We start from the raw sequence: 17,778 nt of genomic DNA on the forward strand, positions 1-17,778 counted from the left end.
GGGGCGTTTCAAAGCGTTACCTACCTTAACCCCAGGCTAGCACAGGCGGGGCTTCCCCGCCAGGTCAGGCTGCTTTTGGCGGTAACGGCCGTGTAACGCCCCTTTCCGTAGGGTGAGGACGTCCTGAGAGGCCACCACCTCCCGGGGCGGATTTAAAGGAGGCATTATGCGCAAAGGCATTCTGGCGGCAGTACTGGTTTTAGTCCCCCTGGCGCTGGCCCAGGCGCCCACCGTGGCCCCCACCAAGGGCAACGGCCCCGACGCCTACGCCAAGGGCACGGACTCGGCCTCGGTGAACCAGACCATTGAGCTCATCCTGCCCAAGGCCACGGCCCTGCACCTGGACGTGACCACCCTGACCTTTGACCTCACCGGCCTGGATGGGGCCACCTGGCCCAACTCTACCCCGGACTTCGGCGGGAAGATGGTCTGCGTCTATGGGCTCACGGACGAAGACGTTAAGACCCAGCTAGGTGACAACTTCTACAACCAGATCCAGACCCTGCCCCTGGGCACCAGCTACGGCGTGAGCACCTGGCCCAACATCTACATCAACGGCGGCGGCCAGGTCACCGCCTATCCGCCCATCAAGCTGGACAAGAACGGGGAGCTGGTGCCGGGAAGCAAGAACTACTTCGTCTGCTACCGCACCTTCATCCTGCAGAAGTTCTCCAATGGGAAGCAGTGGGACCTGACCGTGACCCGCAACGACCCCCAAGGGGCCCAGAGCATCCAGCACCTCTACATCCAGGACAACCCCTGCGACACCTTTGGCGCGGCCACCGGGCTTTACGAGCTCCCCAACGGGGCCATGCTCCACCTGGTGCCCAAGAACCTGCAGGCGGGGCCCACGGGCTCCCGGTCCAAGGCGAACCCGGCCAACTGCGGCTACAAGAGCTGGTTGGATGACCTGGTGGTGGTGGCCATCAAGGTCAACGCCGACCTCTGGGGCAAGAGCACCGCGAACCTGACCTACACCCTGGCCACGACCGCCTGGTAGCGGACCCCGGGGCCTGGCCCAGGGGGCCAGGCCCCGCCCTTATGGAGGACCATGAAGCGAATCTTCCCCTTTGCCCTAGCCCTAGCCCTCAGCGCCCTGGCGCAAAGCACCCTGGGCGTGGACCCCCCGGTCCTCCTCAAGGAGGCCAAACCGGGGGAGATCCTCACCCATACCCTCCGGGTATACAACGTGGGCACCCGCACGGTACGGGTACGGGTCAGCCTGGGGGACTGGACCTACGACCCCATGGGAAAGATTCAGTTTCTCCCGGTGGGCTCTCTGAAGGAAAGCGCCAGCCCCTGGGCCACCTTTGCTCCCCCCGAGTTCCTGCTGGAGGCCAAGCAAAACCGCGCCCTCACCTACACCCTGACGGTGCCGGCAAACGCCGCCCCGGGAACCCACTGGGGCATCCTCTTCCTGGAAGCCGAGGACCCCAACCCACCTCCCGGGGTGCCCCTGGCCACCTTCCGGGTGCGCATGGCCCACGTCTTCTACGTGAACGTTCCCCCCTTGCGGACCTCAGGGCGCATCACGGGCATCGTGCCCAGCGCCCCCCAAGGCCCCCAGGACCCCTACCGCTTTGCCGTGCAGTACCAGAACACGGGCAACACCGCCCAAAAACTGGCCGGGCGCTTTGAGGTACGGGAGGCCTCCGGGCGCAAGGTGGCCGAGGTGGAGATTGAGGAGGTGGTGGTCCTGCCCGGCCAGGTGCGCATCCTGCCCATCACCCTGGTGGGCCCCCTGCCCGCGGGCACCTACACCGCCTTGGCCATCCTCAACTACGGGGACCCCGCCAAGGACGTGGCCGCGGACCTGCCCTTCGCCCTGCGCACCGCCTTGGCCCCTCCCCCTGCCCCACCCCAGGAAAACAAAGGAGGCAGCCCATGAGAACCCTGCTGGCCGCCCTGCTCCTCTTGGCCGGCATGGCCACAGCCCAGGCCACCTGGATCGTCCAGACCCTGATCCCGGAGACCGTGGCCCTGCGCACCCCCACCACCCAGATCGCCTTTGACCTCAAGGACTACCCCCCCAAGGCCTTCCCCGCCACCTACCCTGCCAGCAACCTGGAGGGGGGAATGCTTCCGGTCCAGGTCTTTTCCAACGCCCCCGGCACCTGGAGCCTCCTCCTACAGATCCCCGACCTGCGGGACACGAACGGGGTGCTCCTCCTCCCCGCCCGCCAGGTGCTCTACCGGGTGAACGGGGGGCTTTGGTTGCGGGCCGACGGCACGCCCCAGATCGTCTACACCCAGACCGGCCCTACCGGGGACTGGCTGGAGATCCGCCTGGAGTTCGCCCTGGAACTCCTGGGCAGCGAAAAGGCCGGCAACTACGTGGTCCAGGCCCTGGTCACCGCCTTGAGGCAGCCCTGAGATGCGGCGTCTGCTGAGCCTCCTCCTCCTCCTCGGCCTGGCCTTGGCCCAGGTGCGCTTTCTCCCCTCGGCGCCCCTTTCCGGGGTCCCCGGAGAGTACCTCACCCTGAGCGTGAGGGTGGAAGGGAAGGGCTCGGTACGCTTCCGCATAGAACCGCCTGAGGGGTGGCAGGCCCTCTCCCAGGAGCGCGTGGCCCTGCTGGAGGACAAAACGGAAACCCTGAGCTTCACCCTACGGGTCCCCACCCTGCCCGCAGGCACCCGGGGCAAGGCCCGGGTTCTGGCCTACCTGGGGGCCGAGGAAGCCGCCCGAACCGAGGTGGAGCTTGAGGTGCTACCCCTGACCCAGATCGCCCTTTCCGCCCCGGCCACCCTCGAGGCCAGCCTGGGCGGGCCCTTTGAGTTTCCCGTGTACGTGAGCAACCGCTCCAACCAGAAGGAGGAGATTCTGCTGGAGGCCGAGGCCGCCATGTTCCAGGTCTTCCTGAACCCCCCAGGGCTCAGCCTGGCCCCCGGGGAGACAGGGGTGGTACGGGTCCTGGTCAGCCCCCAGGGGCAGATCTCCGCCGGCTACCGCTTCTACATGCGGCTGCGGGCCACCCCCAGGGGGCAGCCGGAGGCCCGGAAGGAGGCTGGGGTCATCGTCCTCTTCCAAGACCCCCTGCTCCAAGGGGGCCGCGGCAAGGACCCCGCGCTCACCCTGGGGCTGAACCTGGCCCTCACCCTGGGGGCCACCCTGGAACGGGGACAGCTCAGCGGCCAGGTGGGCTACACCCTGCTCCCCAGCCTGAGCGGGGCCTTATCGGACTACGTGACGGCCACCGCCACCCCAGGCCCCTTGGCCGGGGACCTGCAAACCCCCTGGCGCCCCCCCCAGACCTTTACCCTTGGCCTCAAGGGAGATGGCTGGGAAGCCCGGGCCCAGGGCGGGCAGGGGGGCTACAGCCTGGCGGGCACCTTCCGCCTGGGGGAGGCCCGGATGGGGCTGGAAGGGACTTACCGCCCTCAGGCCCTGGGGTTTAAAACCTCCGCGGTAAGCCTGGACCGGAACCTGGACCTGCAGGGGGCCCTCAGCACCCAGACCACGCCCGCGGGCCGCCAGGACGCCCTGAGCCTGCGCTACCGGCTTCCCCTGGAGGCGGGCCTCACCCTAGGCCTGGGCACCGACCTCACCGGGCAGGCGGGGGAGGGGTACAGCCTGGCCTTCGGCCTCAGCCAAAGCCTCACCTGGCAGACCCAGGACCTGGACCTGGTGCAAAGCTATAGCGGCCTTCCCCTGGCCGGCCTCCACACCCTGGGTTTGGCCGGCGGGACCCGTTCCCTCTACCCCTTGGGGCTTCGGGGCAACACCAGCCTCCAGCTGGGCACCGGGCCCGGGCTTTGGCAGAACCAGCTCACCCTCTACCTCCAGCCGGTGGCAGGGGCCTTCTTGAGCCTCACGGGTAGCTACCGCCAGCAGGGGGAGAACCGGGGGTTTGGCCTGGCCCCGGGCCTGAGCGCTCACTTTGGCGAGCCCGGGAGCTACTCGGGCAGCCTAAGCCTGGGGTACGGGGTCCAGCGGCCCCTTACGGGATCCGCTCCCACCGGCGAGGCCTACTCGGGAGGCCTGGTGCTGGGAACCCGTGACCTCAGCCTCTCGGGGTTTTTCCGCTACCTGTCGCAAGAAAACCCCCTCCTGGAGGGAAGCCTCATCCTCCGCTTCGCCCTGGCGGGGGGGAGCCTCGAGGGCCAGTACCTGGTCAAGCAGACCCCGGAGCAGAACCTCACCCTCTACGGCGCCGCCTGGAACCAGCTCTGGCCAGGAAGCCTGCAAAGCCGCCTCTCCTACGAGTACCGGCTGGAGCAAAACCCCAGCCAGCGCTTCGGCCTCAGCCTCTTTCAGCGGAACTTCCTGGAGCCGGGTCTGGCCCTGGGGGCCTCCTACACCCTCATCCTCCAGGGGGGAGAGACCCGCCACAACTTCGGCCTCAGCCTGGCCTACGCCCAGACCCTCACCTTTCCCACCCCCAAGGAGGTGGTGGACCTCTTTGGGGGGCGCAAGGGGGGTGAGGTGGTGGGCCGGGCCTTCCGCGACCCCAACCTGAACGGACGCCTGGACCCCGGGGAGGAGCCCCTGCCGGGCCTTCGGGTATGTCTGGGCTCGGTCTGTGAGAGCACGGACGCCGAGGGGCGCTACCGCCTCCTGGCCCCCCCGGGGGAAGGGGTCCTCCTCTTCGGCAACCTCCCCGCCACCCTGGCCCTGGTGGGGGCGGAGCGGGTCCAGGTGGTCCTAAACGGCCGGCTGGAGAAGGACCTCCCCTTCGCCCCCGCCACCACCCTGGCGGTTCAGGTGCTGGAAGATGGGGGGGAAAAGGGCCTGGCCTTCGCCGGGGTCTGCGCCAGCGGGCCCGTGACCCGGTGCACCCGGGCGGATGTTAATGGCCGCGCCCTCCTGGGGGGTCTCTTCCTGGGGGCCTACCAGGTCTACCCCGACCCCCAGTACCTGCCGGAGGGCTACCGCGGGGAAAAAAGCCTCCAGGTGCAGGTGGACCCCAGCACCCCCCCGAAGGAGGTCCAGGTGGTGGTCAGCCCCCCTAGGCGAGCGGTGGAGGTCACCTACACCGCAGAACGCCTCAGCCTGGTAGCCACCGCCGACCCCAGCACCCCCATCGCCGGGGCGGAGGTGGAGGTCAGGGCCCTCCTGCAAGGGGAAGCCCAAGCGGTCTGGCTGGAGTTGCCCTCGGCCCGGGTGCCCCTGTTGCCCCAGGGGGGGAACCTGTACGCCGCCCGGGTGCGCCTGCCCTTGGGGCCAGGGTTCCACACCCTACAGGTGCGGGCCCAGGGGCAGGAGGAGGTGGCAACCCCCCTCTTCCTCCAGGTGGTGCCGGGGACCCTCTACAGCCCCCGGGCCCTGGAAGGACCCAAGATCCGCCTGGTCCTCCGCTTCCGGGCCAGCCAGGTGACCCTGGGAGGCGGCGGGCAGAGCTTCGCCCTGAAGAGCGAGGACGGCTACACCTGGGCCGGGGAAGTTCCCCTGAACCCCGGCCAGTACACCCTGTGGGTGCTGGCCGACGGGGAGACGCTGGGGGCGGTGGACCTCAGCATCCCCTCGGAAAGCGCAGGTCACTAAGGATTCGGGAAGGAGGTATTCGGTATGCGGCATTGGAAGAGCATTTTTCTTGTGGTGGGGCTTCTGGCGGCTTGTTCCCAGAGCCCGCAAGGGGTCACCCCCCAGGTGGTGGTCACCCCGGAGCCCTCGGTGGCGGTGGAGAAGACCGCGGTACCCAAGTTCAAGCGGGTCTACCACTGGACCATCCAGAAGGAGGTCACCGATCCGGCCAGCCAGCCCCTCACCCTCTCCGCCGGCCAGTCCTACACGGTGAAGTACAAGGTCAGCCTGGTGGGCACCCCCAAAGACCAGGACTTCCAGGTAGAGGGCACCGTGGTCATCAAGAACACGGGTGCAGGCGCCGTGGTCCTCCAGGCCCCCACGGACACCCTTTCCACCGGGGAGAACGTGGCCCTGAGCTGCGGGGTGAGCTTCCCCTACACCCTGCCCGAGGGAGGGAGCCTGAGCTGTACCTACAGCCAGGCCCTGCCCAACGGCCAGAGCCGGACCAACACCGCCTCCGTGAGCTGGAGCGCAGGGGACAAAAGCGGCACCGCCTCCGGCCAGGCCAGCTTCAGCTTCACCACCCCCACCGAGGTGGTGGACGGAAGCGTGACCGTGGCCGACCCCTCGGCCACCCTGGTCAGCGCCATCAGCAGCATCAACCCCCAGGGGGTGATCTCCCAGGCCTATTTCTTTGAGCGGACGGTGCGCTTTGACGCCTGCGGGGACTACGAGGTGCAAAACACCGCCACCTTCACCACCAACACCACCGGCACCCAGGGGAGCGCCTCGGCCTCCCTCCAGGTGCGGGTACCCTGCGCAGGCGGGTGCACCCTGACCCAGGGCTACTGGAAGACCCACTCCAGGTACGGCCCGGCCCCCTACGACGACACCTGGGCCCTGATCGGGGAGGATACCGCCTTCTACCTCTCGGGCCAGACCTACTACCAGGTGCTCTGGACCCCGCCCGCAGGGGGGAACGCCTACTACATCCTGGCCCACCAGTTCATCGCCGCCAGGCTGAACAAGCTGAACGGGGCCAGCACCACCTCTGCCGTGGACACCGCCATGAACTGGGCCCACACCTTCTTCAGCACCTATACCCCGGGCAACGTGCCCAAGGCCCAGGCCAGCCTGGCCAAGGCCTACGCTGCTACCCTGGACAGCTACAACAACGGCCTCATCGGCCCTGGCCACTGCTCAGAGTAAGGAGGTAAGCGTGAGGCAAACCCTTTGGCTCCTCCTGCTGGTCCTTGCCGCCTGCACCGCCCCCCAGGGCATCAGGACCACGGGGAAGCTGCGCATCCAGTCGGTCCAGCCGGATGTGGTGGCGGGGTGCGTGGTGCGGGCCGGGGACTGGATGGCCCTCAAGGGCAACACCTTTGGCACCCAGGAGGCATGGGACAGCGGGGTGAACTACGCCCTCTTTCCCCCTGAGCTCCCTGCCGAGGCGCCGGAGATCACCCAGGCCCAGGATCCCGCCACCCTGATGTTCCGGGTGCCCCAAGGGGCGGAAAGCGGTATCCTCCGCCTCCACGTGGAGGGCGTGGGGGATGCGGAAATCCCGGTGAGGGTGCAGGGGATGGCGCCGCAGATGGCCATTCCCCAGTGTGAGGTACCCACCCCTCCCCCTGAGTGAGGGCGGACAGCCACCCCTCCCCCTACCCCAGGGGGAGGGGTTTACTTGAGGTGGCTCAGGAACTCCTCCCGGGTCTTCTGGCTCTCCCGGAAGACTCCCAGCATGGCGCTGGTGATGGTGCGGGAGTGTTGCTTCTCCACCCCCCGCATCATCATGCACAGGTGGACGCCCTCCACCACCACGCCCACCCCCTGGGGCTCGAGGACCTCCTGGATGGCCTCGGCCACCTGCACCGCCAGGCGCTCCTGCACCTGGAGCCTTCGGGCGAACATGTCCACGATGCGGGCGAACTTGGAAAGCCCGAGAATCTTTCGGCCCGGAATATAGCCGATGTGCACCTGGCCGAAGAAGGGCAGGAGGTGGTGCTCGCACATGGAGTAGAACTCAATCCCCTTCACCACCACCATCTCGCTCCCCTCCGCGGGGAAGACGGCCCCGTTGACGATCTCCGCCAGGTCCTGGCGGTAGCCCCGGGTGAGGAAGGCCCAGGCCTTGGCCACCCGCTCCGGGGTCCTGAGGAGGCCTTCCCGTTCGGGGTTTTCCCCGATGAGGGTGAGCCACTCCGCCGCCAGGGCCTTGAGGCGGTCCAGGTCCACTTCGGTTTCAAAGGTCAGGCCGGTTTCTTCAACTTCTATCATCTTGCGTTCCATGGTGCCCCCTTTTCCCAAGCCCCTGTGTGGCCCCGGGCTCACTCGGGGGCCAGAAGCCCCTCCTCCAGAAGGGGAAGGGCTTCCTCCGGGGATAGGGGAAAACCCTGGGCCACCCGCCTCAGGCCTTCCAGGGCCTCCTTGCGGGTGCGCTTCAGGGTGAGGTGGAGCTCGCTAAAAGGGTTCAGGGCGTCCTGGCCCCGCAGGGTGAGGCGGTAGCGCCTGGGGGGCTCCACGGGGAAAAGCCCCTTGCGGTAGCGCTCCGCCAGGGCCTGGTAGCGGGGAGCGTTGCCCGGGGGGTCGGTGGGGCGCACCACCCGGGCGGGCACCCCCAGGGCCAGCATCCCCTCGGGCACCTCCATCCCCGGGGGGACCACCGCCCCCGCCCCCACCACCGCCCCCCTGCCGATACGGGCCCCGTTGAGGACCACCGCCCCCATGCCGATCAGGGCCCCCTCCTCCACCACCGCCCCGTGGACCACCGCCCGGTGGCCCACCGTCACCCCGGGGCCCAAAAGGCAGGGGAAGCCGGGGTCGGCATGGAGGATAGCCCCGTCCTGCACGTTGCTTCCGGGGCCGATCACCACCCTCTCCAGGTCCCCCCGCACCACCGCGCCGAACCAGACCGAGGCCCCCTCCCCCACCTCCACCGCCCCCACCACGTAGGCCCCCGGGGCCAGGAAGGCGCTGGGGTGGACCCGGGGGGTTTTGTCCTCAAAGCGGTAGGCGCTCAAGGGCCACCTCCAGGAGCCTGAGGTCCTCGGGGAAGGCCAGGAGGGCGCGGGCCTCCTCCGGGCTGAACCAACCCGCCCCGGTCATCCCCTTTTCCAGCCTGGGCTCCCCTTCCCCCCGCATGAGGAACCAGTGCACCTCCCGCGCCACCCCCTTGGGGTTGACGTAGCGGGTGGGGAAAAGGGGCTCCAGGACCACGGCCACCACCCCGGTCTCCTCCGCCACCTCCCGCACGGCCGCGGCCTCGAGGCCCTCCCCCTCCTCCGGGTGCCCCTTGGGAAACACCCAGAAGCCCATACGGTCCCGGAGGAGGAGGACCTCCCGCCGGGCGTTGAAGACCACGCCCCCCGCCCCTAGCTCCATCCGTACCTCCCCTTGAGGTAGGCCAGGGTGGCCTCGTCCATCTCTGGCCCGCCCCCGTAGCGCTCCTCCAGGTTCTCCATGCCCACCAGGGCCAAGAGGGCCGCCTCCGTAGCCGGGTCAAAGACCCCGGTGGGCTCCCCGGCATAGAGGCCCTGGGCCCGCAACACCCCCTGGAGCCAGCGCACCTCCTCGGGGGTCAGGGGGCGGCGCTCCTTGGGCCTCTGGAAGAGGAGGCGATGAAGACCTAAGAGGCGGAAGAGTTCCCCGATGGGCTCCGGGTGGTCGTCGGCCCGCAGGTCTATGTAGCGGTCCCAGAGGCCCCCATACCCCTTCCCCTCCCCCACCACCAAGAGGGCGGCGGACTGCCTGCCCCGCTTATCCCCCCCGGCCTCCTCCCCCGCCTTGAGGGCCAGGAGGAGCCGCTCCGGGAAGGGCGCCTGTTCCCGCAGGAAGGTCTCGGCCATGGCCTCCACCACCTGGGGGCCCGCCAGGAGGTTCCCCTGGGCGGCAAAGCCCTCCCCGGCCACCCCCCCGGCCCAGGGATGGCATTCCGAGCCGGTGAAGGTAAGGCTTTCCCCCCGGGCGCTCACCAGGCCGAACTGGCGCTTTTCCAGATGGGGGTCGGTGCGGCGGAAGGCCTCCAGGACCCCTTGGGGGCTCGCCCCCTGGGCCAGAAGGGCCAGGCCCTGGGGGCCGAAGCGGGGGTTGGCGTAGGACTGGGTGGCCAGGGCCCCCACCCCCGCCTGGGCAAAGGGGACCACCGCCCCCACCGCCAGGAACTTGCTGGCCACGGCCACGCCCAGGTCCCCGGTCTCCGGGTCCCGGGCCACCAGGGAGAAGGTGGCCACCACCATGCCCTTATCCTACGCGCCCACATGGTAGAGTGGGGGGATTGGGTGCGCCCATGGAGATCAGAAACATTGCCATTATCGCCCACGTGGACCACGGAAAGACCACCCTGGTGGACGCCATGCTCCGCCAGGCCAAGGCCCTGGCCAAGGAGGAGGGAGAGCGGATCCTGGACTCCCACGAGCTGGAACGGGAGCGGGGCATCACCATCCTGGCCAAGAACACGGCCATCGCCTGGCAGGGGGTGAAGGTGAACATCGTGGACACCCCCGGCCACGCGGACTTCGGCGGCGAGGTGGAGCGGGCCCTCTCCCTGGTGGACGGGGTGCTCCTCCTGGTGGACGCGGCCGAAGGCCCCATGCCCCAGACCCGCTTCGTACTCCGCAAGGCCCTCGAGGCCGGCCTCCGGCCCATCGTGGTGCTGAACAAGGTGGACAAGAAGGAGGCCCGCCCCGACGAGGTCCTGAGCCTCACCTTTGACCTGATGGTGGAGCTGGGGGCCACGGAGGAACAGCTGGACTTCCCCTACCTCTACGCCATCGGCCGCGAGGGCCGGGCCTGGCGGGAAACCCCCCGGGAGGACCTCTCCGAGCTCTTCCAGACCATCCTGGCCCACGTGCCCCCGCCCCGCTGGCAGGAAGGCCCCTTCCAGCTCCTGGTGGCCAACCTGGACCACTCCCCCTACCTGGGCCGGGTGGCCATCGGCAAGGTGGCCCGGGGCCGGGTGCGCAAGGGGGAGACGGTGGCCATCGTGAAGGAGGGAAGGGTCCTGGAGGCCAAGGTGGCCGCGGTCTACACCCACCAGGGCCTGGAACGGGTGGAGGTGGAGGAGAGCCTCCCGGGGGACATCGTGGCCCTGGCCGGGGTGGAGGGGGCGGAGATCGGGGACACCCTGGCGGCCAGGGAGGCCCCGGAAGCCCTCCCCCGCCTCAGCGTGGACGAGCCCACCGTGGCCCTTACCCTCACCCCCAACACCTCCCCCTTCGCCGGCCGGGAGGGGCGGTACGTGACGGGGCAGAAGCTCAAGGAGCGCCTGGAGAAGGAGCTCCGCACCAACGTGGCCCTGCAGGTGGCCGAGGTGGCCCCCGAGGTCTTTGAGCTCCGGGGCCGGGGGGAGCTCCACCTGGCCATCCTCCTGGAGACCATGCGCCGCGAGGGGTACGAGTTCAGCGTGGGCCAGCCCCGGGTGCTCCTCAAGGAGGGGCTGGAGCCCTACGAGCTCCTGGTGGTGGAGGTGCCCCAGGAGCGCTTTGGAGGGGTGATGGAGGCCCTGGGCACCCGGCGGGCGGAGATGGTGCACATGGAGGCGGGAGAAAGGGTGCGGGCGGAGTTCGTGGTCCCGGCGCGGGCCCTCTTTGGCTTCCGCAGCCTCTTCCTCTCCCTCACCGGCGGGGAAGGGGTCCTGAGCCACACCTTCCACGGCTACGGCCCCCAGGCCGGGCCCATCCCCACCCGCACCACGGGGAGCGCCGTGGCCATGGAGGCCGGGGTGGCCACCGCCTACAGCCTGAACCGCCTGCAGGAAAGGGTGCAGTTCTTCATTGAGCCGGGCACCGAGGTCTACGTGGGCATGATCGTGGGGGAGCACGTGCGGGAAAACGACCTGGAGGTGAACGTCACCACCGCCAAGAAGCTCACCAACATCCGCGCCGCCGGCTCCGACGAGAACATCCGCCTCATCCCCCCCAGGCGGCTTTCCCTGGAGGAGGCCCTGGAGTTTCTGGCCGAGGACGAGCTTCTGGAGGTGACGCCCAAGAGCCTCCGCCTGCGCAAGAAGGTCCTGGACCCCTCCCAGCGCAAGCGGCTGGTGGGGAAGTAGGCCCCCCTTGTGCCGAGGGTGGGGCGGTGTAAAATCCCCCCGTGAAGCGTTTCGCCGTTCTCCTAATGGCCCTTTTGGGCCTCGGCATGGGTCTGGCCCAAGCCCCAGTTAAGGTGCGGATCGGCTTCAACCCCACCCAGAACTCCGACCAGCTCAAGGCGGCGGCCCAGGCCATCGCTGACTACATTGAGAAGGAGTTCAAGGGTACGGTGGAGGTGGAGATCTTCGTTCCCACCGAGTACCGCGGCCTCATTGAGGCCATGAAGGCGGGCAAGCTGGAGTTTGCCTTCTTCCCCCCGGACGGGTACGTGCTGGCCCACCGGGAAGCGGGGGCGGAGGTACTCCTGAAGTCGGTGCGCAACGGGAACCCCTACTACTGGTCGGCCATCATTGTGCGCAAGGACTCGGGGATCCGGAGGGTGGAGGACCTCGAGGGCAAGACCATCGCCTGGGTAGACCCCCTCTCCGCCGCAGGCTACATCTTCCCCCGGGCCGCCCTGGTGAGCCGGGGCATCAACCCTGACACCTTCTTCGCCAAGCAGGTCTTCGCCGGCAAGCACGACGCCGCCGTCCTGGCCGTCCTCAACAAGTCTGTGGACGCCGCCGCCACCTTCGCCAACGACGACCGGAACAAGTCGGGGGCCTGGACCCAGTTCCTGAAGCCGGAAGAGGCCCAGAAGCTCACTGCCATCTTCTACTCCCGGCCCATCCCCGGGGACACCTTCTCCGTGTCCAAGGACTTCTTGACCAAGCACCCCAACCTGGCCAAGGGCATCGCCGCCGCCATTCAGCGCTGCAAGGCCCCCCAGTGCAAGCTTCTCCAGAACCTCTACCGCATCGACTACATGACCCCCGCCAAGGACGCCGACTACGATGTGGTTCGGGAAGCCCGGCGCATCTCCGGTCAGGACAAGTGAACCCCTAGCCCTCGAGGCCCCCAGGACCCCCTGGGGGCCTTTTTTGGGGAAGCATGATTGAGGTCCGCAATCTCAGCAAGATTTTTCCAGATGGCACCCAGGCCCTCTCGGAGGTAAGCGTTTCCATCCCCGAGGGGGACTTCGTGGCCATCATCGGCCTTTCGGGGGCGGGAAAGAGCACCTTCTTGCGCACCCTGAACCGCCTCATTGAGCCCACCTCGGGCCAGGTAGTGGTGAAGGGTGTGGAGGTAACCCGCCTCTCCCGGCGCGAGCTCCAGGCCTTCCGCCGTAAGGTGGGCTTCATCTTCCAGCAGTTCAACCTGGTGCAGCGGCTCACCGTGCTGGAAAACGTCTTGCACGGCCGTCTTGGCTACCTGCCTGCCTGGAAGGGCCTTTTGGGCCTGTACCGGGAAGAGGACACCGCCATCGCCCTGGAGCAGATCCGCCGCGTGGGCCTCCAGGGAAAGGAAAAAGCTCGGGCCGACCAGCTTTCCGGCGGCCAGCAGCAGCGGGTGGCCATCGCCCGGGCCCTAGCCCAGGAGCCCGAGCTCATCCTGGCGGACGAGCCCATGGCTAGCCTGGACCCCCGGCTTTCCGACGTGATCCTGGGCATCCTCAAGGAATACAACGAGGAGCGTGGGGTAACCGTCCTGGTCAACATCCACGTCCTGGAGTTGGCCCGGCGCTATGCCCGCCGCATCCTGGCCTTTAATCGGGGACGGTTGGTCTTTGACGGCCCGGTGGAGGCGCTTACCCCGGAGGTTGAACGCATGGTCTACGCGGGCAACTTGGAGGCCTTATGAGCTGGGTGCTGTTTTTGAGCGGAATGCTCCTGGCGGGCATCCTCGGTCTAAGCCGGGGTTCGGTGCGCCGCTATGTGGTGGCCGGGGCCCTAGGCCTTCTGGGGGCCATCCCGGCCTTCCCCCTGGTGCACGCCGTGGGGTACCTGTCCCGGGAGAGCCTGGGCCCCACCCTGCTTGCCCTCATCCCCTTTGCCCCCCATCTGGTCCTGGTCCCCCTGGGAGGGGTGCTGGCCTTGGGGCTGGCCCACTGGGGGGGGCGGGCCGCCGGGTTTGGGGGCGTACTGGGCGGAGGGATGGGCTTCCTAAGCCTCATGGCCTTCCTGCAGGGACCGGGACACCTGGTAGCGCTCAGGCCGCTACTGGGCCTCATGGAAGGCCTGGTGGGCCTAGCCCTCCTCCTGCCCTTCCTGGCCCTAGCCTGGCTCCGGAGGCGTCAGGCCTGGTTATGGCTACCCTTGGGGGTGGCTTTGGGTCTTGGCGCCTTTTCCTGGCTCAACAGCCCCCAAGGGCACACCTACTTCCCGCGGATGGCCGGATACTACAAGCTGGTCCTCCCCGCGGAACCGGGGGCTGAGGAGGCCCTGGTGGCGCGTTTTAACCAGGGCCTCGAGGAGCTTAACCAGGTCCGCAAGGAGATTGGCCTACCACCCCTAAAGCCCATACAGAACCTTTCCGACCTAAAGGAAGGGCGGCTTCCCCAGGAGGTGGCCCAGGCCGGCTACCGGCTCCTTCGGCCCGAAGCCCTCTCCTATGGGGCGGTGGCCCTTCTCCTCTTCCTCGGGTTCATGGTGGGCTCCGGACTTTGGCTTCTGCGCCACCCGGACCTGGCCGAGGCCAGCGACCTGCGCAGCGGCCTAGTGCTGGCGGGGGTAGCGCTCAGCGTCTTCCCCGCCTTTGACGCCACGGAGTTTGACCTGGGCAAGTTGGTGGAGGGCTGGCCCTTTTTGGTCAACTTCCTGGACCGGGCCTGGCCCCCCAACCTAGCCCAGCCCCAAAGCGGCATCTATCCCCTGCAAAGCGTGGCCAGCGAGATGCTCCTCACGGTGGAGATCGCCCTGGTGGGCACCCTGCTGGCCGCCCTCTTTGCCCTGCCCACCAGCTTTCTGGCCGCCCGCAACCTCACCTTCCGAAACCCTGTGCTCCGGGTGTTCTTCTACCTGATGCGCACCTTCTACAACGTGGACCGGGGGGTGGACACCCTGATCCTGGCCCTGATCCTGGTAGCGGCGGTGGGGCTCGGCCCCTTTGCCGGGGTGCTGGCCATGGCCATCCACTCCATCGCCGATCTGGGCAAACTCTACTCCGAGGCCATAGAGAACGTGGACAAAGGCCCCATTGAAGCCCTGGAAAGCGTGGGAGCCAGCGGCAGCAACGTGCTGCGCTGGGCCATTCTGCCCCAGGTGTTGCCCCTTTTTGTCTCCTACACCCTGTACCGCTTTGAGATCAACTTCCGGGTGTCCATCGTACTGGGACTGGTGGGTGCCGGGGGCATCGGCTTCTTCATCAAGGGCGCCATGGACGCCGGCCACTACGACCAGATGGTGATCGGCATCATCGCCATCGTGCTGGTGGTCAACCTCATAGACTTCGCCTCCAGCTGGCTGCGAAGCCGTTTGGTGTGAGGCCAAACCAAGGGGGCCGGGCCCAAGGGCCCGGCCCCCCCTCTTCGCCTTTACTCCTCTTCCCGCTCCCCGTAGGTCTCCAGGGCCTCCTGCCACGCCCGGCTGATCTCCTTGGCCTGCTCCATGGTCTCCCTCCTTGTTTTCAAGGGTAGCGCCGGGGAAAAGGCCCTGGGGCAAGGTAGCCCCCGGTCTCCTACACCCTGAGGCGGTGTAGCCCCAAAGGACCTACACCACCTAGGTCTGGAGCAGGGTCTCGGCCTCGAGGCGGGCCAGCACCCGCTCCAGGCTCCCCCCCCGCCAGCGCTCCACCGCGTAGGCGGAAAGGGGGAAACGCTCCCTAAGCCGTCGCAGGAGCCCCGCCGCGTCCTCGGGACGCCCCCCCTGCAGGACCAGGAGGTACCCCCCGTTGAGCTGGAAGGCCAGGTCCCCGCGGCGCAACTCCTCCGCCAGCCTCTCGGGGGGGACCCTGGCCTGCAGGTAGACCAGCACCAGGGGCCGCCTCAGGGCCAGGCCCTCGAGGGCCCCCGCCAGGCGGAAAAGCTCCTCCCGGCTTCCCACCCCTTCCCGGGCTGGGAGCAGGGGTGCCTCCCGCCCCGTGCCCAGGAAGAAGGCCACTCCCAGGGCCAAGGCCCCCAGAACCCCCCCAAAGACCGTGTAGGCCTGGGCCTCCGCCCCGGTGAGGGCCAAAGCCCCCTCCAGGGCCAGCTGGAAGGCCAGGAGGCCCAGGCCCAAAACCAGGGAGACCTGCACGGAAAAGGCCACGGGGAACCGGGAAAAGAGGCTACCCACCCCCGCCAGGAAAAGCCCCCCCAGAAGAAGCCCAAGCCCCCGCTCCCCCTGGCCCGTGGGCTCCGCGAGGGCCAGGGGGTAGAGCCCCAGGAGGAAGAGTCCCCAGGGAAGGAGGAAAAGGCCACGCATGCTCCCCCTAAGCCTACCACCCCTGGCCCTAACCGGGGCTTACCATGAGGGGGATGGAACCCCTGGCAGAGCGCCTCCGCCCTAGGAGCCTGGAGGAGGTGCTGGGCCAGCCCCACCTCACCGGCCCCCAGGGGCTTTTGCGGCGGATGCTGCAGGCCAAGCGGCTGGCCTCCATGGTCCTCTTCGGCCCCCCGGGCACAGGGAAGACCACCCTGGCCCGCCTGCTGGCCGAAGGGGTGGGAAGGCCTTTTCTCCACCTCTCCGCCGTGGAGGCCGGGCTCAAGGAGGTGCGCCAGGCGGTGGAACGGGCCCGGCAGGAGAGGGGGCTGGTGCTTTTCCTGGACGAGGTGCACCGCTTCAACCGCGCCCAGCAGGACGCCCTCCTGCCCCACCTGGAGACCGGCCTCCTCACCCTCATCGGGGCCACCGCGGAAAACCCCGCCTTTGAGCTCACCCCCGCCCTGCGCTCCCGCCTGCGCTTCCTCCCCGTCAAGCCCCTCTCGGAGGAGGACCTCTTTACCCTCCTGCGCAGGGCCCTCACCGACCCCCGGGGCCTCCCCGGCGTGCCCTTCGCGGAAGAGGCCCTGCGTCTCCTGGCCCAGGCGGCGGAAGGGGACGCCCGCTTCGCCCTGAACACCCTGGAGCTGGCCGCCTCCTTGGGGGAGGTGAGCCCCAAGACGGTGCGGGAAGCCCTGGGGGCCGAGCGGCTGGGCATGGACCGGGCAGGGGACCAGTTCTACGACCTGGTCTCCGCCCTGCACAAGAGCCTGCGGGGCAACCACGTGGACGCCGCCCTCTACTACCTGGCCCGCCTCCTGGAGGGCGGGGCCGACCCCCGCTACCTGGCCCGCCGCCTCATCCGGGTGGCGGCGGAGGACGTGGGCCTGGCCGACCCCCTGGCCCTGCGGCTGGCCGTGGCCGCCAAGGAGGCCTACGAGGCCCTGGGGAGCCCCGAGGGGGAGCTGGCCCTGGTGGAGGCCACGGTCTACCTGGCCCTGGCGCCCAAGTCCAACAGCCTCTACGCCGCCTGGAAAAGGGCCCAGGAGGCGGCCAGGGCCCACCCCCAGGCCCCGGTGCCCCTCCACCTGCGCAACGCCCCCACCGCCCTGCAAAAGGCCCTGGGCCACGGCAAGGGGTATGCCTACTACCACGAGGACAAGGCGGGAAGCTTCGCCCAGGCCTACCTGCCGGAGGGCCTCGAGGCCCTCACCCTCTTTGAGGCCACGGGGGAGGGCTGGGAGGAGCGGGTGCGGGAACGGCTCAAGGCCCTCAGGGAGCGCTTCCAAACCGCCAGGCGGCAGAAAGGCTGAAGAGGGGCCCCTGCATATCGGGAGCGTACAGGACCCCCACCTCCGCCACCCACCCGGGACCGTAGGCCCCGGCGGAAACCTGGTACGTGAGGCCCCAACCCTCCCCCGGCACCCCCAGGAGGTGGAGCCGGGGGGAGAAGTAGGCCCCTCCCCCACCCAGGATCAGCCCCGCGTCCAGGACCACGGGAACCCCCTGGCTCCAGTCCGCCCCTTGCCCCAGTGCCAGGGGAAGCGTCAGCCCCCCGTCCAGGCTGACCCCGGGCAGGAGGCCCGCCTTCACCCCGCCCCGGAGGCCCCACTGCAGGGAGAGATTGGCCTCGAGGCGCCCATCCCCCGAGGCCCAGGCCAGGTAGGGCAGAGGAAGCACCGGGTACTGGTCCCGGTTGGCAAAGGGGTTGGGCATCAGGGTGGCCCCCACGCTGAAAACCTCCCCCACCTGGGGCTCCGGAGGGCGGAGCATGGCCACGGGCAGGCATCCAGAGAGGAAAACCCACAGGGCAAGCCCCAGGGCCCGCATAGGCTTTACCCTCCTCTTAAACCACCCCCTTTTCGGATATTCACCTGCGTACTCACCTCACGCCACCGCCCGCAACACCCGGGTGATGGGCAGACCCGCCTGCCCAAGAAGCTGGGCCACCACGCTCCAGGCCATCACCCAAGCTTCCACTTGCAGGGCCACCGCCTTCAGCCCCCGT

General features: G+C 68.8%; 17 protein-coding genes. 11 read left to right on the top strand and 6 right to left on the bottom strand.

Annotation, left to right across the window (positions count from 1 at the left end; translation table 11 throughout):
* Positions 1–166 precede the first annotated feature (166 nt).
* The 6 genes from B128_RS0105155 to B128_RS0105180 are packed head-to-tail and all read left to right on the top strand — an operon-like array spanning position 167 to position 7,103.
* Positions 167–1,000: a hypothetical protein gene (locus B128_RS0105155; RefSeq protein WP_018111209.1), complete on the top strand. Its 834-nt coding sequence runs from the start codon at positions 167–169 to the stop codon at positions 998–1,000.
* Between the two features lie 51 nt (positions 1,001–1,051).
* Positions 1,052–1,888, top strand: a complete 837-nt coding sequence (locus B128_RS0105160; protein WP_018111210.1) for a hypothetical protein — start codon at positions 1,052–1,054, stop codon at positions 1,886–1,888.
* The gene (locus B128_RS0105165; RefSeq protein ID WP_018111211.1) at positions 1,885–2,373 is read left to right on the top strand and encodes a hypothetical protein; all 489 of its coding nucleotides are present in this window, start codon (positions 1,885–1,887) and stop codon (positions 2,371–2,373) included. The genes B128_RS0105160 and B128_RS0105165 overlap by 4 nt, the downstream gene beginning before the upstream one ends.
* A 1-nt stretch (position 2,374) precedes the next feature.
* A complete protein-coding gene (locus tag B128_RS0105170) occupies positions 2,375–5,482 on the top strand; it encodes a COG1470 family protein (protein ID WP_018111212.1) in 3,108 nt (1,035 codons plus the stop codon).
* 24 nt (positions 5,483–5,506) lie between these two features.
* A complete protein-coding gene (locus B128_RS0105175) occupies positions 5,507–6,673 on the top strand; it encodes a hypothetical protein (RefSeq protein WP_018111213.1) in 1,167 nt (388 codons plus the stop codon).
* Positions 6,674–6,683: 10 nt separating this feature from the next.
* A complete protein-coding gene (locus B128_RS0105180) occupies positions 6,684–7,103 on the top strand; it encodes a hypothetical protein (RefSeq protein WP_018111214.1) in 420 nt (139 codons plus the stop codon).
* Between the two features lie 41 nt (positions 7,104–7,144).
* Here the strand turns inward: B128_RS0105180 and folE are convergent, their stop codons facing one another.
* From folE to B128_RS0105200, 4 genes are read right to left on the bottom strand one after another with little or no spacing between them, the layout of a single operon-like run.
* Positions 7,145–7,753 carry a GTP cyclohydrolase I FolE gene (gene folE, locus B128_RS0105185; RefSeq protein ID WP_018111215.1) on the bottom strand — a complete coding sequence of 203 codons (609 nt, stop codon included), beginning with the start codon at positions 7,751–7,753 and terminating at the stop codon, positions 7,145–7,147.
* 38 nt (positions 7,754–7,791) lie between these two features.
* Positions 7,792–8,484, bottom strand: a complete 693-nt coding sequence (locus tag B128_RS0105190) for a gamma carbonic anhydrase family protein (RefSeq protein ID WP_018111216.1) — start codon at positions 8,482–8,484, stop codon at positions 7,792–7,794.
* A complete protein-coding gene (locus B128_RS0105195) occupies positions 8,465–8,845 on the bottom strand; it encodes an NUDIX hydrolase (RefSeq protein WP_018111217.1) in 381 nt (126 codons plus the stop codon). Before B128_RS0105195 ends, B128_RS0105190 begins: the two co-directional genes overlap by 20 nt.
* A complete protein-coding gene (locus B128_RS0105200; protein WP_018111218.1) occupies positions 8,836–9,699 on the bottom strand; it encodes a DUF1028 domain-containing protein in 864 nt (287 codons plus the stop codon). Before B128_RS0105200 ends, B128_RS0105195 begins: the two co-directional genes overlap by 10 nt.
* Positions 9,700–9,749: 50 nt before the next feature.
* Here B128_RS0105200 and typA point away from each other — a divergent pair, with 50 nt between their 5' ends.
* The 4 genes from typA to phnE are packed head-to-tail and all read left to right on the top strand — an operon-like array spanning position 9,750 to position 14,855.
* Positions 9,750–11,513, top strand: a complete 1,764-nt coding sequence (gene typA, locus B128_RS0105205; protein ID WP_018111219.1) for a translational GTPase TypA — start codon at positions 9,750–9,752, stop codon at positions 11,511–11,513.
* 41 nt (positions 11,514–11,554) lie between these two features.
* On the top strand, positions 11,555–12,430 hold the full coding sequence (locus B128_RS0105210; protein WP_026175041.1) for a phosphate/phosphite/phosphonate ABC transporter substrate-binding protein: 876 nt from the start codon (positions 11,555–11,557) through the stop codon (positions 12,428–12,430).
* 53 nt (positions 12,431–12,483) lie between these two features.
* Positions 12,484–13,233 (top strand): phosphonate ABC transporter ATP-binding protein, encoded by a 750-nt coding sequence (phnC, locus tag B128_RS0105215; protein WP_018111221.1) that lies wholly within the window; start codon positions 12,484–12,486, stop codon positions 13,231–13,233.
* Positions 13,230–14,855: a phosphonate ABC transporter, permease protein PhnE gene (gene phnE / locus B128_RS0105220; RefSeq protein WP_018111222.1), complete on the top strand. Its 1,626-nt coding sequence runs from the start codon at positions 13,230–13,232 to the stop codon at positions 14,853–14,855. The genes phnC and phnE overlap by 4 nt, the downstream gene beginning before the upstream one ends.
* A gap of 234 nt (positions 14,856–15,089) precedes the next feature.
* Here the strand turns inward: phnE and B128_RS0105230 are convergent, their stop codons facing one another.
* On the bottom strand, positions 15,090–15,773 hold the full coding sequence (locus B128_RS0105230; RefSeq protein ID WP_018111224.1) for a hypothetical protein: 684 nt from the start codon (positions 15,771–15,773) through the stop codon (positions 15,090–15,092).
* A gap of 44 nt (positions 15,774–15,817) precedes the next feature.
* Between B128_RS0105230 and B128_RS0105235 the strand changes: the two genes are divergently transcribed.
* Complete coding sequence (locus tag B128_RS0105235; protein ID WP_026175042.1) at positions 15,818–17,083, top strand: replication-associated recombination protein A; 1,266 nt, start codon at positions 15,818–15,820, stop codon at positions 17,081–17,083.
* Here the strand turns inward: B128_RS0105235 and B128_RS0105240 are convergent.
* A complete protein-coding gene (locus B128_RS0105240) occupies positions 17,043–17,600 on the bottom strand; it encodes a hypothetical protein (protein ID WP_018111226.1) in 558 nt (185 codons plus the stop codon). The genes B128_RS0105235 and B128_RS0105240 overlap by 41 nt on opposite strands.
* Positions 17,601–17,778 lie beyond the last annotated feature (178 nt).

Origin of the sequence: Thermus igniterrae ATCC 700962, assembly GCF_000376265.1 — a bacterium.
Classification (GTDB): Bacteria; Deinococcota; Deinococci; order Deinococcales; family Thermaceae; genus Thermus; species Thermus igniterrae.

Bases quoted from the DNA above. Each gene is read 5' to 3' on its own strand.
- B128_RS0105155 (WP_018111209.1), top strand. From the start codon at position 167: ATGCGCAAAGGCATTCTGGCGGCAGTACTGGTTTTAGTCCCCCTGGCG.
- B128_RS0105160 (WP_018111210.1), top strand. From the start codon at position 1,052: ATGAAGCGAATCTTCCCCTTTGCCCTAGCCCTAGCCCTCAGCGCCCTG.
- B128_RS0105165 (WP_018111211.1), top strand. From the start codon at position 1,885: ATGAGAACCCTGCTGGCCGCCCTGCTCCTCTTGGCCGGCATGGCCACA.
- B128_RS0105170 (WP_018111212.1), top strand. From the start codon at position 2,375: ATGCGGCGTCTGCTGAGCCTCCTCCTCCTCCTCGGCCTGGCCTTGGCC.
- B128_RS0105175 (WP_018111213.1), top strand. From the start codon at position 5,507: ATGCGGCATTGGAAGAGCATTTTTCTTGTGGTGGGGCTTCTGGCGGCT.
- folE (WP_018111215.1), bottom strand. From the start codon at position 7,753: ATGGAACGCAAGATGATAGAAGTTGAAGAAACCGGCCTGACCTTTGAA.
- B128_RS0105195 (WP_018111217.1), bottom strand. From the start codon at position 8,845: ATGGAGCTAGGGGCGGGGGGCGTGGTCTTCAACGCCCGGCGGGAGGTC.
- B128_RS0105200 (WP_018111218.1), bottom strand. From the start codon at position 9,699: ATGGTGGTGGCCACCTTCTCCCTGGTGGCCCGGGACCCGGAGACCGGG.
- typA (WP_018111219.1), top strand. From the start codon at position 9,750: ATGGAGATCAGAAACATTGCCATTATCGCCCACGTGGACCACGGAAAG.
- phnC (WP_018111221.1), top strand. From the start codon at position 12,484: ATGATTGAGGTCCGCAATCTCAGCAAGATTTTTCCAGATGGCACCCAG.
- phnE (WP_018111222.1), top strand. From the start codon at position 13,230: ATGAGCTGGGTGCTGTTTTTGAGCGGAATGCTCCTGGCGGGCATCCTC.
- B128_RS0105230 (WP_018111224.1), bottom strand. From the start codon at position 15,773: ATGCGTGGCCTTTTCCTCCTTCCCTGGGGACTCTTCCTCCTGGGGCTC.
- B128_RS0105235 (WP_026175042.1), top strand. From the start codon at position 15,818: ATGAGGGGGATGGAACCCCTGGCAGAGCGCCTCCGCCCTAGGAGCCTG.
- B128_RS0105240 (WP_018111226.1), bottom strand. From the start codon at position 17,600: ATGCGGGCCCTGGGGCTTGCCCTGTGGGTTTTCCTCTCTGGATGCCTG.